The 17199-nt window shown below is 37.4% G+C and carries 11 protein-coding genes; 9 read left to right on the top strand and 2 right to left on the bottom strand.

Translation table 11 applies throughout. The annotated features are described in order from the left end of the window. The first annotated feature begins 397 nt into the window (after positions 1-397). Positions 398-1282: a glycoside hydrolase family 43 protein gene (locus tag ACYVHJ_RS13570; protein WP_460515619.1), complete on the top strand. Its 885-nt coding sequence runs from the start codon at positions 398-400 to the stop codon at positions 1280-1282. Positions 1283-1419: 137 nt separating this feature from the next. On the opposite strand, the gene ACYVHJ_RS13565 is transcribed toward ACYVHJ_RS13570, so the two are convergent. Continuing rightward, complete coding sequence (locus ACYVHJ_RS13565) at positions 1420-2469, bottom strand: LacI family DNA-binding transcriptional regulator (protein ID WP_460515617.1); 1050 nt, start codon at positions 2467-2469, stop codon at positions 1420-1422. A gap of 251 nt (positions 2470-2720) precedes the next feature. On the opposite strand from ACYVHJ_RS13565, the gene ACYVHJ_RS13560 reads away from it, so the two are divergent. From ACYVHJ_RS13560 to ACYVHJ_RS13540, 5 genes are all read left to right on the top strand, one after another. Further along, positions 2721-5405, top strand: coding sequence for a TonB-dependent receptor domain-containing protein (locus tag ACYVHJ_RS13560; protein ID WP_460515615.1), 2685 nt, complete (start codon positions 2721-2723; stop codon positions 5403-5405). A gap of 59 nt (positions 5406-5464) precedes the next feature. After that, on the top strand, positions 5465-6925 hold the full coding sequence (gene gtfA / locus ACYVHJ_RS13555) for an alpha-amylase family protein (RefSeq protein ID WP_460515613.1): 1461 nt from the start codon (positions 5465-5467) through the stop codon (positions 6923-6925). A 9-nt stretch (positions 6926-6934) separates the two neighbouring features. Continuing rightward, on the top strand, positions 6935-8371 hold the full coding sequence (locus ACYVHJ_RS13550) for an MFS transporter (protein WP_460515611.1): 1437 nt from the start codon (positions 6935-6937) through the stop codon (positions 8369-8371). Beyond that, positions 8368-8700: a glutaredoxin family protein gene (locus tag ACYVHJ_RS13545; RefSeq protein ID WP_460515609.1), complete on the top strand. Its 333-nt coding sequence runs from the start codon at positions 8368-8370 to the stop codon at positions 8698-8700. The genes ACYVHJ_RS13550 and ACYVHJ_RS13545 overlap by 4 nt, the downstream gene beginning before the upstream one ends. A 229-nt stretch (positions 8701-8929) precedes the next feature. Further along, the gene (locus tag ACYVHJ_RS13540; protein WP_339904803.1) at positions 8930-9403 is read left to right on the top strand and encodes a glycosyl-4,4'-diaponeurosporenoate acyltransferase CrtO family protein; all 474 of its coding nucleotides are present in this window, start codon (positions 8930-8932) and stop codon (positions 9401-9403) included. Between the two features lie 69 nt (positions 9404-9472). On the opposite strand, the gene ACYVHJ_RS13535 is transcribed toward ACYVHJ_RS13540, so the two are convergent. After that, positions 9473-10567 carry an AI-2E family transporter gene (locus ACYVHJ_RS13535; protein WP_460515607.1) on the bottom strand — a complete coding sequence of 365 codons (1095 nt, stop codon included), beginning with the start codon at positions 10565-10567 and terminating at the stop codon, positions 9473-9475. Between the two features lie 276 nt (positions 10568-10843). Here ACYVHJ_RS13535 and rho point away from each other — a divergent pair, with 276 nt between their 5' ends. The 3 genes from rho to recQ all read left to right on the top strand — a co-directional run bounded on the left by rho (position 10844) and on the right by recQ (position 17093). Beyond that, entirely contained in the window at positions 10844-12655 is a 1812-nt protein-coding gene (rho, locus tag ACYVHJ_RS13530) for a transcription termination factor Rho (protein WP_460515605.1), read from the top strand. Between the two features lie 246 nt (positions 12656-12901). Next, entirely contained in the window at positions 12902-14626 is a 1725-nt protein-coding gene (locus ACYVHJ_RS13525) for a hypothetical protein (RefSeq protein ID WP_460515603.1), read from the top strand. A 337-nt stretch (positions 14627-14963) separates the two neighbouring features. Next, on the top strand, positions 14964-17093 hold the full coding sequence (gene recQ, locus ACYVHJ_RS13520) for a RecQ family ATP-dependent DNA helicase (protein WP_460515601.1): 2130 nt from the start codon (positions 14964-14966) through the stop codon (positions 17091-17093). Positions 17094-17199: the final 106 nt, after the last annotated feature.

The raw sequence follows: 17199 nt of genomic DNA, 5'->3' as shown, positions 1-17199 counted from the left end.
AAAACCGTAATTTAGTTTTATTTTAAGTTAATGTGGAATAATCTGTTTGGATACCCGTGTTAAGTTTAATTGAATGTTATATAGACTTAAGTCCAGTTTACTTTATGGTTAGTCTGTTGGTAATCAGGTCGTTGGGTAAAATCAGACCGATTAAAGTAGGGCTAGGTGCTTAGGGGTAATGATTTTTTTTGATAAATGGGAATGAAAGGCAATTACCATTGGTACTTGTGACTTACCCACTATTTTTTTTGATAAGGCAAAAAATATTTTAATCTAGTTTAGAAGTTATTACCTTAGATTAAATTTTATTATTGTAGTTATGCGTTTTTGGAACCTTACAGCTTGGGTATTATTACCACTTCTTTTGTTGTTTTATTCATGTCAATCAGTTGCTCAAATGACGAAAAAGGAAGAGGTATATCTTTTTTCTTATTTCACAGGTAATGGGGAGGATGGGTTGCACCTGGCTTATTCTACAGATGGTTATACTTATAAAGCCTTGAACGATGGTGCTTCTTTGCTTAGACCTACTGTCGGTGGAGATAAACTTATGCGGGATCCATGTATTATAAGAGGTGGAGATGGATTGTTCCATATGGTTTGGACAGTTAGTTGGAAAGAGAAAGGCATAGGGTATGCTTATTCAGAAGATTTAATCAATTGGTCTGAACAACAGTTTATTCCAGTAATGGCTCATGAAGAGGGGGCTCGCAATACTTGGGCGCCGGAGGTATTTTATGATGCAGATGAGGAATTATATATTATTTATTGGTCTACTACTATAAAAGGGCTATACCCTGAGACCCAATCCCAACTAGACGATGCCTATAATCATAGACAATACTATGTAACCACAAAAGATTTCAAGACCTTTTCAGAAACAGAAATGTTTTATGAACCAGGTTTTAATGTGATTGATGGCACCATTCAAAAACATGAAGGTAAATATTATCTTTTTGTGAAAGATGAAACCCGTGAGCCAGCAAAGAAGAATATAAGAATAGCTGTGAGTGATTCACTTGATAGTGGGTATGGCGATGCAGGAGAGCCTATTACGGGTGATTACTGGGCTGAAGGTCCCACCGTGACCCAGGTAGATGGGCAATGGATTGTTTATTTTGACAAATACAGAAAGCATGAAATGGGTGCCGTATTGTCCCCGGATTTAAAGAACTGGACAGATGTATCAGAAAGTACCAGTTTTCCGGAAGGTACCAGACATGGCTCAGTTCTTAAAGTAGATAGGGCGTTTTTTGATGCGTTTTTAAAGCGCTTAGAGTAAGAAAATTGAAGGTTTATCCAGTCATTTCATAGGGTAAAGCTCATAAACTAGGTCTTTTGGCTTGAAGTTTTACTTGAGTTATAGATTGTTTTTTAGAAAGAAATGTAAATATGGGCTATCCAAGCAATTAGATACTATTAATTTTGTTTGCTCTTTAAAACTCTGTTGCTGGACTCCCTTATTCTCAAGGTGGACTTTAAGGTGATATGTTCTGGTCTATATTCCCCGCCACTTTCAATTAATTGAATTTCCTGTATTAATTTTTGAGCTGATTTTTTACCAATTTCAAATCCAGGTTGATAGACGGAACTTAGTTGGGGTCTGGAAATCTCACACATTTCAGAATCACTAAAGCCAACTATGCAAACTTCTTCCGGGACTTTAATTCCATTGTCTTGGCAGGCCCCTAATGCTCCTATAGATAAAATATCACTAACCCCAAAAATTCCGTCAAAAGTTTGTTTGCTTTTAATTACTCGATCTACAAGCTTGTAAGCTTCATGTCTGGTAATGTGGGGACAGCTCTTGATATAGGAAGTGTTTAGCGGGATGTTGTATTTATTAAGGGCCTCTTTATAGCCATTGAAACGCTCTATTGTATTAAGAGGAACTTTCGGGCCTTTTAGAAAAAGAATTTTTGAACAACCCTGATGAATCAGATGTTCGGTGGCTTGAAAAGCGCCTTCTTTGTCGTTAATAACCACCTTACTTATTGTTTCAGTGTCGAGTACTTTGTCAAACAAAACTAATGGGATATTGAACTCTTTAAAAATTTTAAAATGATCAAAGGATTTGGTTTCATCAGAAAGACACACCAACAACCCATCTACGTGTGATGAGAAAAGTAGTTTTGCATGTTTCTTTTCAAGGTTTAATAGTTCTTGAGATTGAGTGAGCAATACTGAGTAGCCTTGCTCTTCGGCTGATTGCATTATTCCTTTAATCACGCTTGAAAAGAAAAAGTGAACCACCTCGGGTATAATTACTCCAATAATGTTGGATTTGTTTTTGCGTAAATTTAGTGCCAGGTTATTGGGGATATAATTGAGTTCATCTACAAGTTTTAGTACAGCAGTTTTCGTTTCCTTGCTAATGTCTGGATAATCCTTTAGTGCGCGGGAAACAGTAGGCACAGAAACACCTAATTTAGAGGCTATTGTTTTCAGAGTTACACGGATTTTAGGCATAAATATAGGGTAAAGCAAAGAGTGAATTCATAAAAAAAGCGCCGGTTTTTATTTAGAAAGATTATAAATTAAAATTTATTTGAAACCGAAATCGATTACGTAATCGGTTTCGTAATTTCATAAAATTACTCACTATTGACTATTAAACAAATGTTTTTCATGTTTGGGGTGTAAATAATATTTGGCCAGAGTATTATTCCATTATCAGTTTGATAATTATTCAAGTCGATTACTTAAATAATAACCCAATCATGAAACTATTACGAAATAATATTACAAAAACACTTACCATTGCCATAGGAGCATTAATATTTTTCTTTAATGATTTTAATGCTTTTGCTCAAACTTCCACAAAACTTTCCGGAACTATTACTGATGAGCAAACCGGAGAAGCTATTATTGGCGCCCTTGTAAGTTTGGAAGGCACTTCTCTTGGAGCAATTTCAGACTTTGATGGGAAATATAATTTGGAAACAAATTTAGAAGGGGAGCATATCTTGAAGGTTTCTTTTTTAGGGTTTTCAACTATTGAGGAACCTGTAGTTTTAGGACAAGGTGATATTTCCAGAGATTTCCAGATGAGTGCAGACCTTGTCGGTTTGGATGTAGTCATCGTAACAGGTAATACAGATCCTAAAACCGCCATTGAATCAAGTATTTCTGTAAGTTCTATAAGGACAGACCAATTTAATCAGGCAGCACCCAGATCCACTGCAGAAATTTTCAGAAATTTACCTGGAGTGAAAACAGAGGCAACAGGAGGAGAAGGAAATGCAAATATTACTGTCCGAGGAATACCTATTGCTACAGGAGGTGCTAAATTCTTGCAATTACATGAAGACGGACTTCCAGTGATGCAGTTTGGAGATATTTCGTTTGGGAATGCTGATATATTTTTAAGGGCAGATAATACGATTGATAGAATTGAAGCTTTAAGGGGAGGTTCTGCATCAGTACTCTCAAGTAATTCTCCTGCAGGTGTCATCAACTTTATTAGTAAATCAGGTAAAGTTGAAGGAGGTTCTGTTGGAACCACAGTAGGGATGGACTATAATACTTTTAGGACTGATTTCGAATATGGTGCTCCAATTGGAGAAGACATGAACTTCCACATTGGAGGGTTTTGGAGACAAGGAGAAGGTCCAAGAGATGCAGGATACAATGCAAATTCAGGGGGACAAATTAAAGCTAATTTGACCAAGAAATTTGATAAAGGTTTTGTTAGACTGTATTTCAAGCATCTCAATGACAGGTCTATAGGATATCTTCCGATGCCTGTTCAGGTAACAGGGTCAAATAGCTCTCCTGTATTAGGGAATGTCAATAATTTCAACGCATTAAGTGGAACTCCTCATTCACCCTATTTAATGACCAACTTGAGTATGGGAGCAGATGGAAACTTAAGGAGAAGTAGTATTCAGGAAGGTATGAATCCTATATCCACTGCGATTGGCGGAGAGTTTAACTTTTACCTAGGTAATGATTGGTCCATTGTCAATAAATTCAGACAACAATTTAATACGGGGCGTTTTGTGTCTCCATTCCCTTCAGAAGTTGCAGATGCCCAGTCAATGGCTAATTCAATTGGTGGAGATAATTCGGTCTTGAGTTATGCAAATGGCCCAAATGCAGGAAATGTCATAAATAATCCATCTGCTTTGAATGGTAATGGTCTGGCTATGAGAATTCACCTTTTTGATGTGGACTTTAATAATTTCAATAACTTTTCCAATGATTTACAATTGTCAAAGGAAATGGACAATGTAAACTTCACTTTTGGTTTTTATAAAGGCATCCAGCATATCAATATGTCATGGCTGTGGAATTCTTACTTAATGGAAGTTAATTCCACAAATGCAGCTTTATTGGACGTTTCAAGTGCAGATGGCAACACCACCTTTACAGAAAATGGCCTTATTGCTTATGGGGTTCCTTTTTGGGACAACTGCTGTACCAGAAATTATGATGCAGTTTATGATGTAAATGCACCTTACGTAAATACCAGTTTTGAATTCGGAGATCTTTCTGTAGATGCAGGTTTAAGATATGATTATGGTAGCGCTTTTGGTACCTATGCAGGTGCTGTACAATCTGCTATAGATATGAACCGAGATGGAATGATTTCAGTGCCGGAGCAAAGCGTTTCTTCAGTAGATAATGCAAATGCAAACCCCATTAATTACGATTGGAGTTACCTTTCTTACTCTTTAGGTTTAAATTACAAAATCTCAGATAGTCAGGCAGCTTTTGCTCGGTATAGCCGTGGGGGTAGGGCCAATGCAGACAGGTTATTGTTTGGACCAGGAATAGCTGCTGACGGATCTGCTGTAGGTGGATTAAATTCAGATATGGTTACGCAAATGGAAGCCGGCTTCAAATATAAATCACCTAAAATTGGAATTTTTGGAACAGCATTTTATTCGAATCTCGAGGAACAAAATTTTGAAGCAACTACTCAACAGTTTTTTGACAGAGAGTATACAGCCTTAGGACTTGAACTAGAAACAGCAGCAAGATTCGGTAAGTTTGATGTGAGAGGTAGTGTTACATGGACCAACGCTGAAATTTCAAAAGATAAATTAAACCCTGAAATAGAAGGGAATACCCCAAGGAGACAAGCAGATTTTATCTATTATCTAACACCATCTTATAATTTTAAAAAGGGTACAGTAGGATTTAACCTTATAGGTACTACTGATATGTATGCACAAGATAACAACGATTTGGTAATGCCGGGATATACGCAAGTGAATGCTTTCGCTTACTATGATATCGTTGAAGGACTTTCGATTGGTGTTAACTCCAATAACTTGTTCAATGCATTTGGATTGACAGAGTCAGAAGAAGGGTCTATTACAGATGGAGTTACGAATGTGATTCGTGCCAGATCCATCAATGGCCGCACAACCTCTGTTACACTTAAGTTTAAATTTTAGGCATATGATTGGGGGGGTGGTCAGAAATGACTGCCCTTTTCAATCTAGAGAATTAGATCGTGAAAAACCAGATACAACTAATAACCTATGCCAATAGGCTTGGCGACAATGGATTAAAAGGAATCCATAAATTACTTAAGAACGAATTTAAAGATGCATTTGGAGGGGTTCATTTATTGCCTTTTTATTTCCCAATTGACGGTGCAGATGCCGGGTATGACCCAATTGATCACACAAGGGTAGACGAGAGGATTGGTTCATGGGAGGATGTTTCCAAAATAGGTGCAGATTTTGATGTTTTGGGAGACATTATCGTAAACCACGTTTCTGCCCAATCTAAGGAGTTTAAAGATGTGGAAGAAAAAGGTGTTGATTCCCCATTTTTTGATTTGTTCTTGACCAAAGAAAAAGTATTCCCTAAGGGGGCTTCGGTGGAGGATATTGAGGCAATTTACAGGCCTAGACCTAGTACGCCTTTTACAAAAAAAACAATTGCTAATGGTGAAATAATTAATTTATGGACTACTTTTACAAGTAACCAATTGGATATAGATGTTTTGCATCCATTGGGAGAAAACTATTTGAACTCTATACTTGAAAAATTTAGTCAGGCTGGTATTAAGATGATCAGATTGGATGCTGCTGGATATGCAATTAAGAAGGCTGGTACTTCTTGTTTTATGCTTCCAGAAACCTATGAGTTTCTTGATAAACTTGCAGGAAAGGCCAAACATTTAGGAATGGAAGTATTGGTGGAAATTCATTCTTATTATCGAGAACAGATTAAGATTGCACAGAAAGTTGATTTTGTCTATGATTTTGCCTTGCCTCCTTTAGTGCTTCATAGTATTAGAAGTAAAAGATTTACTGAATTAAAAAACTGGTTGGAAATAAGCCCTAGAAATTGTGTGACGGTGCTGGACACACATGATGGGATAGGTGTGATAGATGTTACCGGGAGTAATGGTCAACCAGGGTTATTGACTGATGAAGATGTTGATCTTTTGGTTCAAAGTATTCATAAAAATGCCAATGGACAAAGCCTTGAAGCAACCGGAGAAGCAGCGTCTAATCTTGACCTTTATCAGGTCAATTGTACCTTTTATGATGCACTCGGTAAAAACGATAAGGACTATTTGATTGCAAGGGCCATTCAGTTTTTCTGCCCAGGTATACCTCAAGTATACTATATGGGATTACTTGCCGGAGAAAATGACATGGAGCTGCTGAGAAAAACAAAAGTAGGCCGTGATATTAATAGACACTATTATGGAGATGAGGAAATAAAGGGTTGTTTGGAACGAGATGTTGTCAAATCCATGATTAAGATAATGAAATTTAGAAACAACCACCCTTCCTTTAATGGTGATTTTATTATTGAAAAAAGTGATTCCAATGTCCTTATCTTGACCTGGGTTAATGGTGAGTTCAATTCAACGCTTATTGTTGATTTCGAAGAGGATTTATTCAGAATAAATTATTCGGACAGCAAGGGTACCTCTATGTTTGAACCATTCTAGAACAAGCCAATGAGCAATAAAATCAAATTATCGTTTTGGCAGATTTGGAACATGAATCTCGGATTCTTTGGTATCCAGTTTAGTTTCGGACTTCAACAAACAGCGGTCAACCCTATTTTTTCATTTTTAGGAGCAGACCATGCCCAGCTTCCATTATTGAATTTGGCAGGTCCTGTAACGGGACTGATCATCCAACCTATAATAGGAGCCATTTCTGACAAAACCTGGGTGCCTGGCTGGGGCCGAAGAAAGCCTTTCTTTATGATAGGTGCGATTATAGCAAGCCTTAGTTTGTTTGCTTTCCCTTACAGTTCAGAGCTATGGTTTGCAGTAGGCTTACTTTGGATACTTGATGTTGGGAACAATACAGCCATGGAACCTTACAGGGCTCTGGTGGCTGATAAGTTACCTGACGAGCAACTGACGTTTGGTTTTCAAATGCAAAGTCTTTTCGTAGGCGCAGGAATCACAATTGCCAACTTCTCTATATTTTTGTTTCAGATCTGGTTTTCCCATAATGAAACAAGTACGGGAATTTGTGACCCTTCCTCAGCTATGGCTTCTGGTATCCCAACTTGGGTGTATTATTCTTTCTTCCTAGGGGCAGCTGCTTCATTGGGTACCATTTTTTGGTCAGTAATCAAGACCCCTGAAATCCCTCCCTCTGAAAAAGAGCTGGAGATATTGAAACGCAACAATGACATACCTTTTTTAAAAAAAGCAACTGCTCCTATTTTGGAAATTATTGAGGCAATTGCCGATATGCCAAAATTGTTGAAAACATTATCTGTAGTCTATTTATTTCAGTGGTATGCCTTGTTTATCTACTGGCAATTCATTACACCGATGTTGAGGACCTCTATATATGGAATTAGCAATAATGATATATTAAAATTTGAAACGATCAAAGCGCTGTGCGTGAGTGGCTCGGTTGTAAGTCCGGCTGATTTAGAATTTGCTGAAAGAATACAGCGATTGTCTGAACAGGCATTGGCACAGACCGGTCTGATGAACGGGACTTATAATCTGGTTACCATGATTGTGGCCCTGGCTCTTGTGCCCTTTGCAGCTCGATTCGGTAATAAGTTTGTATACGTTACTAGCCTATTTCTAACAGGTATAGCCATGTTAGTACTACCATTTATTCAGGATGAAATTTTATTGCTTCTTCCCATGGTTTTATTGGGAATCGGTTGGGCTACTATTATGGGAGTGCCTTACTCTATGGTGTCTAAAGTTATTCCACAAGAAAGAAGAGGGGTGTATATGGGGATTGTAAATATGATGATCGTTGTGCCTATGTTTATCCAAACCTTAACCTTTGGCCCTATCATTCAGAATTTGCTAAACGATAACCCTATTAATGCCATCCTCTTTGCAGGAGGATCATTTATGGTGGCAGGTATATTGGCTATGCGACTAAAAACTTCAGAAAGTAAAATATGAAAAATTTATTTTTAATTATTGTCATTTTTTGTAGCCTTGGATGCAAGCAACAGGTGGAGAATAAGATAATAATATACGGAAGTGAAAAATGTAATCATTGTAAAAAACTGAAAGAGGAATTGGATAGTGCAGGGATGCATTATACTTTCTACGATTTAGATGCCAATAAGGAAAAAGAATTGGAGTTGATAGATAAATTAAAAAAACATAAAATTCGGGGGAATGTATCCATCCCTATTCTTGACCTAAATAATAAACAATTAATAATTGGTGCAGACTTCAAGAAGCTGCAAATTGCATTAAAGAAACAAAATTACCCAAAGAAATAAATACCTATTTCAATTGTAATAATGGTGTAGCAGAGGCCTTTAAATCCACTAATCAGCTTTATATAATGAAAGGGGTAAGCAGAAAGTAAAGCCTATGCGTCAATTTAATTGCCATTGCAGGGCAGAAAGCCCCATTGTAACTTGGATTTCTAGTCAGTGAATTATTATTTTTATTGGTGAGGATAAGGTGAAAAAAAAGTGCTGTGGGTATTGCTTTAATTCAATGTCAATGTTGAAAGATTATTTAATATTCAGTGTCTCAATATCTTTTATTTCATGGATAGTTGGAATGGTGATCAATGCAGTTTTGATGAAAACGAATCATTACCAAAAACTATCCAAACTTAATTTTATTGAGAACAAAGCCGTAAATAAAAATTTGGGGCTTCCTTATTTCAAATGGATTGTAAAGAACACTCCTTTTAAATTTTTTAATCCAAATATGAAGCTAAAAGCAAAAGTTGTGTATAGCGAATTGGTGAAAATAAGAAAGGAAATGACATTTTCAGAAATAAGCCACTTAGCGGCCTTTTTGTTTGTAGGGGGCTTTGCCTTGGTTAAGGTTGTTTATGGTCAATACCTTTTTTCTTTTGTAATAATGTTGGTCAATGCATTAATGAATCTTTATCCCTCATTACTGCAGCAGGAAAACAAGCGGAGGATTGATCGACTGATGGAGTCTGGCAGGTTTTTTAATTCCTAAACAAAAACCTTGGATCTTAAGGTCGAGGTAAAGATTATCTATAGAGGGAGTTTTTCTTTTTATCTGCAGTTATTTTTTTAACCACTTATTTTTGAGCTGCTTAATCAAAGATTGTCCATTTTTTGGTTTAGGAAAATCATCACCTAGTAAATAGCCGTATGCTTGAAGGGAAGGGGTACTATCAAAAGTGATTTTTAACACTCCCACCATAGGTATAAATAAGACCATACCTGAGATGCCCCACACAGCCCCACCTATTAGGACGGCTAATATAACGGCTAAAACATTTACTTTAACCTTAGCTCCTACCACCAAAGGGGTGATTATATTATTTTCAATAAGTTGAATGCCCCAAAGTACAGCCAATGTGAGAATGGGAGCAAATATGGTGTCAGAAGTCAGGAAGACATAAAAGATCACTAAAATTGAGCTAATGGCCACCCCTATGTAAGGGATTAGGTTGAGTATTGCTATAAATAGAGCGAAGAGTAAATAGTATTTAATGCCGAAAAAATAAAAATACATGCCGGCAAGTAAGGCCACAAGAAAGGTTACTTTTACCATTCCAATCAAATAAGCATGAATCACCTTTCCCGCTTCACCAACCCATTCTAAAATAGCTTCATTTTTTTTGGAAGATACTTTTAATAAAAAAGCCACGAAAAAATCCCTATAATACAATAGTAAAAATATGTATAAAGGGATGATACCGATTAAGGTAATGGACTTACCTGTATTGAAGAGGGTTTCATTCAAATTACCACCGGCAAACCATTCTATAGCTTGCAACTTTTCTCTATTAAGATAATTGTCAATGCCGAAGGTGGTTTGTAATTCAGCCCAATATTTATTCACCTTCTCCTGCAATAATGCATTCATTTCAGGGATATCCGATAGTAGGAGCACCATTTGGTTAATTAGGATGTAGACAATGGCTGCCCCAATGGCTGTCACAAATAAGATGCTTATGGCGATGGCAAAGGGTCTTGGAAATAAATGGGATTCAAGCCAATTGCTGACAGGGTATAAGGCGAAAGCAAAAAACACACCCCAGACCAAAGGGACCAAAATAAATGCACCAATATTCATCAGGTATAAAAAGAGCGCAATGGAAATTAGAGCGTAGGCAAAAAATTGTAGAGGATGAAGTTTACTTTCTGACATGGCCGGGTCAATCTTTGTGTCAATAAAAATAAGAATTAGGAAAACGGAAAGCCAGTATAATATTTCTAAATATGGAGATGCTTGGTTTTCACTAATTTAATAACAATTCCATAAAAATTTGCGTATTACTCGTGATTGATGTAATATTGTAAGATCGAAAAGCAGAAGATTGCCACCCTGGCAGTTTCAGAATTGTCTGTATACCTTTTTATACTTATCAAGATACATACCATTTTATCATTTACAAAGTCTTAGAATTTCATTCACGCGTTTTTTATGTATAACATAGAAGAATTAAGAATCAGGCTACTGTCTGAGTTAAAGGAGATCGCCGAGGAGTTGGGGGTAAAAAACTTTAAATCTTTGAAAAAAGAAGATTTGGTTTATGCCATTTTGGATCAGCAAGCCATTACTCCGGAGAAATCCCTACCAAGAAAAAAACCTTCCAAAGTAGAAGTGGAAGTTGAAAAGGATACAACCGGAGCAGATAGCAATAAAAAGGCTACCAAGCCTGTAAGTGAGGAGAAACCAAAGTTTAAAAGGCAAAATGTAACAAAAGTTACGAAAGAAAATACTGAAGATTCGGACAAAAGTACTAAGCCTTCCAGAGCTCCCAAACCCAAGGAGAAATCGGTAAAAGCAGAAGAAAGCTCTCCCAAAGCTGAAGAAAAAGCCAACAGTCAAGCACCAAAAAAACAGGAAAATAAAGAAAAACAGGCAAAGGATAAATCCAATTATAAAAAATCCAACGAGCCAGTTAAAGGGGAGGACAATAAAGGTAGAAGCTTTAGGCCTAGAAGAAGAGCTGTAGTAGATATAGAAGATGCTAAAAGCAATTCAGAGGCTTCAGCTCCAGCGTCCAAGGAGCAAGAGTTTACCAAAAGGAAGCCCTCTAAAGAGGTGACTGAGGAGCAATCAACTTCAGAGAAACCTTATAACCCCAAGAGAAAACCCTCTGTAACCATTAAAGATTTTGATGGGATAATAGAAAATTCCGGAGTCCTTGAAATCATGTCTGATGGATATGGCTTTTTACGCTCTTTGGATTACAATTACCTCGCATCACCGGATGATATTTATGTGTCTCCATCTCAAATTAAGCTTTTTGGCCTTAAAACCGGAGATAATATCCAAGGTCAAATCAGACCCCCAAAAGAAGGTGAAAAATATTTTGCTTTGCTAAAGGTAGGAACCGTCAATGGAAAAACTACTGATGAAATAAGGGATAGGATTCCTTTTGAATACCTCACTCCTTTGTTTCCTGAAGAGCGTTTGAGCCTAACCACTACCCATGATAATTTATCCACCAGAATCGTTGATCTTTTTGCACCAATTGGAAAAGGTCAAAGGGGGATGATTGTGGCACAACCTAAAACAGGAAAGACAGTGCTTTTGCAAAGAATTGCCAATGCAATTGCAGAAAATCATCCTGAGGTTCACCTGATGATTCTTTTGATCGATGAAAGACCGGAAGAGGTGACGGATATGGCACGTTCTGTTAAAGCGGAGGTAATTTCTTCAACTTTTGATGAACAAGCTGAAAGACATGTGAAGGTGGCCGCTTTGGTTTTAGAAAAAGCCAAAAGGATGGTAGAGTGTGGACATGATGTGGTCATACTCCTTGATTCCATTACAAGGCTAGCCAGGGCGCACAATACTGTGGTGCCTTCCTCCGGAAAGATTTTGTCGGGTGGAGTGGATGCAAATGCCTTACATAAACCAAAACGTTTCTTTGGTGCTGCCAGAAATGTGGAAAATGGTGGATCACTTACCATTATTGCCACTGCACTCGTGGAAACAGGTTCTAAAATGGATGAGGTGATCTTTGAGGAATTTAAAGGAACGGGCAATATGGAACTATCTCTGGATAGGAAGCTTTCAAACAGAAGAATTTATCCTGCCATTGATGTGCCTGGTTCAGGTACCAGAAGAGAAGATTTATTGATGGACAAAGAAGAAATGCAACGTGTGTGGATTCTACGCAAAATCATGTCTGATATGACCTCTCAGGAAGCCATGGAATTTTTACTCCAAAGAATGAAAGGTACTCGAGACAATGCCGAATTTTTGGTAAGCATGAATAGTTAGACAGGATAGTAGATCTATTGTTCAAAAAATAGGAGCCTAATTAGCTCCAAATAGAAGCCCGTTTTATACGGGCTTTTATTTTTTTTAAACCTATAAAACCGCTTTTTAGATATAAATAATTGAATCTTATAATTTTTTCACCTTTGTTTTACCTTCATTTAACCTCCAAAATATCGCATTGATCGAATAAGACACCAATTGGCCATAGTCCTGGGTACTTTTATACTGTTATAAAAACAAACAGCTATGAAAGTTTTTTTTAATTCCACTCAGCTTCTTAAAATAGTTTCTTTATTTATCCTTACCGTCGCTTTTGGCTTGGTGACAGGAAATATCTATTCGCAGGACTTTGTTAGTGTGAAGGATGGAGAATGGAAAGCAGATAATACTTGGGAAAGTTCTTCAAACTGCTCTAAATGGAGTAATGTGAGTGATGGACAACCTCCTGTGTCTAAGAGCTGGGGTTGTGAAGTAACTGTCGTAATTAATCATGAAGTTACCTATAGTGGCAATATTTCAGGTTTTGGAAGCGGTGTTTTTACTAGCCTTGAAATTGGCCCCAACGGAAAATTAATTTTTGAAGACAATATTACCATCAATGGGGGCGGGTCAGAACCAGAAATAGTCTTAGTTGAAGGTGCTGAATTGGTGGTTAATGGAAAATTCGATATTGATAGAGGGGTTGAAATCATAGTTCCAAATAATGCAAAATTGACCATTAACAATTTTGAAATCGGTGACAATAAACCTGTTATTACCATAGAAGAAGGCGCCATGTTGATAGTCGATGGTGAAACACATGTCAGGAGTAAAAGTACATTAAATGTATTAGGGCAATTTCAAACAGGAGAACTTAATTATTCATCGGGAGGTGAAATCAACATTGGTTCCAAAGATTTTTCAGGTGTAGTAACTGTTTCAGGAAACATGTTGATTGGAAATGGCGATTTGAAAATGTACAATAGCAGTTCTTTATTGGTAGGAGGGACTTCTTCAACGGGAAGTAGTGGATCGATTAAAATAGAAGACAATGCAAATATTAGGTTGATAGGAGATGTGGAAATGGGACGAGGGGGATCAATGACCTTAAAGGATAAGGCTGAATTTTCTTTTGAATCAAAATTTTTTACTAGCGGGGGAGCAAAAATTGAGCTAAATGACAATGCTAGAGGAACTGTTCACGATGAAGTTATCATGACAAATGGTAAATTATCCTTAAACAATAAAAGTGAGCTAATGCTGGGAAGTACTTTTACTGCTACCAATGGCGCAAAAGTAGTGGCTAAAGATGATGGTGCTATGTTTATTTGTGATTATCCAAACTCTACCAAAGAAAATTCCAGTCATGTAAATTTAAGTGGGAATTCCTTTTATGGCATGGGTTGTTTTGCACTACCTGTAGTTTGGAAATCTTTTGATGTACTCGCAACGAATAATAATGTTTCTAAATTGGTATGGGAAACCACCTCAGAAGATGGGAATAGCCATTTTGAGGTTGAGCGTTCCATCAATGGTATTGGGAACTTTGAAAAAATAGCTGTAATAAATGGTTCCGGATGGACCAACTCAATTAGTAAATATACTTTTGAAGACCCTGAATTAAGTGATATAGCTGGTATGGTTTACTATAGAATCAGACAAGTTGATTTTAATGGAAATCAAATGGTAAGTGATGTAGTTTCAATAAAAGCTTCAGGTGAAGAATCCGGTGAAGAACCAATTTTATTGACTGCCTACCCCAATCCAACTGATGGGTCCTCTTTAAATATTAAATTGGCTTCAGGTCAAATATCAGGTCCTGTAAACGTAAGATTTTTACAAAGCTCTTCAGTAGCCAGTTTTGAAGGTGAAGTGGGAATGGAGCTAGATCAATGGTTGTTGACTGTAGTAAACAATGCCAGCAAAGGAATGGGTGTTTTAGAAGTAATTTATGAAGGGAAAGCTTACCGAATGAAGATAATGAAAATATAGTTTGTCACCCGATTTTTGTATGGTTGTATTTATAATTTTTTTTATCAGTAAATAGGAGCTTTCTAATTCAGGAAGCTCCTTTTTGTATTTTAATAGCTAGCCTATATGATTTGTAGAAGAAGGTTTTATGATCTAGCTGATGTAATGGTATGCTTTTTTAGTAATTGCTAAGCCTCAGTTAATCAGGTCTATTGAAACGAGTCTTTAAGCATAATATATTCAACATTGAAGAGCGCTTAAAGGCTTGCCATTGAATGCCTGGAGTGGAAGTTGAAAAGGACGCCTATTTGTGTTAAATTTATCTTTCTCTTTACAACTCGCGCAAATTCCCTTCATCATGCAACCAATAGATGTACTTAAAAAATATTATGGATATGATTCATTTAGGGGGCAACAAGAGTCCGTTATTCGCCAAGTAATAAAGAAAAAAGATTGTATAGCATTAATGCCTACCGGAGCGGGTAAATCGGTTTGCTATCAAGTACCAGCCATGGTGTTGCCGGGGCTCACCTTGGTTATTTCACCGCTCATTGCCTTGATGAAGGATCAAGTAGACGCCTTGAATGAAATAGGTATTCCGGCTGCATTTTTAAACTCTACCATGGATATCAGCGAACAAAGGTATGTTTCTGATCAAGTCATGAAAGGAGGTATCAAATTACTGTATGTTGCTCCTGAACGATTATTTTCAGGCACCCACCCCTTGGTAAATGCGCTCAAAGATATGAATCTTTCTCTGGTAGCTGTAGATGAAGCGCATTGTGTTTCACAGTGGGGCCATGATTTTAGACCGGAATATTTAAAATTGGGTGCCTTGAGAAAGGCTTTTTCGGATACCCCATTTTTGGCATTAACGGCTACGGCAGATAAGCAAACCCGTAAAGATATTGCTGCCAGACTACACCTGAACAAACCGGAGTGGTTTATCTCGTCTTTTGATAGGCCTAACATTACTTACAGGGTTACCTTAAGATCTGATGGCTTTGGCAAATTGGTGGATTTTTTACAGCATCGGCCCAATGATTCCGGAATAGTCTATTGTCTTTCCAGAAAATCTGTAGAAAACACAGCAGCCAAGCTCAATGCCAATGGTTTTTCTGCTTTGCCCTACCATGCCGGCCTCAGCAAAGAAAATAGGCAAGAAAATCAAGAAAAATTTATTAAGGATGAGGTAAAGATAATTGTTGCTACCATTGCTTTCGGGATGGGAATAGACAAGTCCAATGTTCGTTTTGTGGTGCACACCAATATGCCTCAAAATATTGAAAGCTATTATCAAGAAACCGGGCGCGCAGGTAGAGATGGTTTACCTGGAGAGGCCTTGCTGTTTTATAGTCTGGGGGATAGTATCACCTTAAAGAGAATGATAGAAAGTGCCGAAAATGAGGAGTATGTCAGACACATGAAGGCAAAAATGAATACCATGGTAGAATTTTGCCAAACCAAATCATGTAGGAGAAAGTATTTGTTAGGGTATTTTGGTGAAGAATATTCCCAGGATTGTGGCAACTGTGATGTTTGTTTTCAAAAAGACAATAAATCAGACATGACTATTTTTTCCCAGATGCTTCTTTCGGCAGTTGTTCGTTTGGGACAACAATATGGTCTGGGACATGTTATTTTGGTGTTGAGAGGATCTCAATCTGTAAAAGTTACCAATGCCCAAAAAGAACTATCGGTTTATGGGATTGGAAAAGATAGAAGTGATGATTTCTGGAAAAGGTTAGGGTTTCAGTTAATTGCAGAGGGATATCTTTTTCAAGAAGATCCTCAAAGACCTATTTTGAAGCTAAGTGACTTGGCATGGGAGAAATTGAAACGAAAGGAAAAATTTCTCTTGGCCATGGAAGAGGAAGTGTTTAATCTCCGTGAGCCAAGCAATAAAAAAGATGAGGCCCTGTTTGAAAAACTAAGAAATGTTCGCAAGACTTTAGCGGATCAACAGAATGTGCCACCCTATATTGTTTTTTCTGACGCTACCCTCGTAGAAATGAGCCAGCGATATCCCAGAAATGAAAAGGAATTAATTAGAATCGGGGGAATAGGGCAGCTTAAATTAGAAAAATATGGGAAGGCCTTTATAAAGGAAATCAATGCGCATGTAGAGGAGAATGATATTCACCCCGGTCAAAATCCCGGAGCACCCAAACGGAAGCTGAAAAGGGCTCCTTCAGCTTCCGTACAAGAGACCTTTGCCTTGTACCAAGAAGGGAAGACCATTTTTCAAATTGCCCAATATAGATCCTTAGCCAAAACTACGATTGAAGGGCATATTGCTCAGCTAATTGAGGAAAATAAATTAACAAAGGACACTTTTTTAAATGAAGAAAGCAGCAAGGAAATACTGGAGGCTGACAAGCAACTGGAAGGCCAAGGTTTAAAAAGGCTAAAAGATCATTTTGGTGAGAAGTTTTCCTATTTTGACTTAAAGGTAGCTTTGGCAGGGAATAATAAAGCAAACAACTGATTAGACTGTATTTAATAAACGCATTCGCTGGAATTCCTTTTCATGTATAGTGGATGATGAGTTGGCTTAGCAAATTGGTTGGAGCAGGTATTTAAACAATTTATTA

It is taken from the genome of Cyclobacterium sediminis, from assembly GCF_054781075.1.
This window is presented reverse-complemented; position numbering and strand designations above follow the sequence as displayed.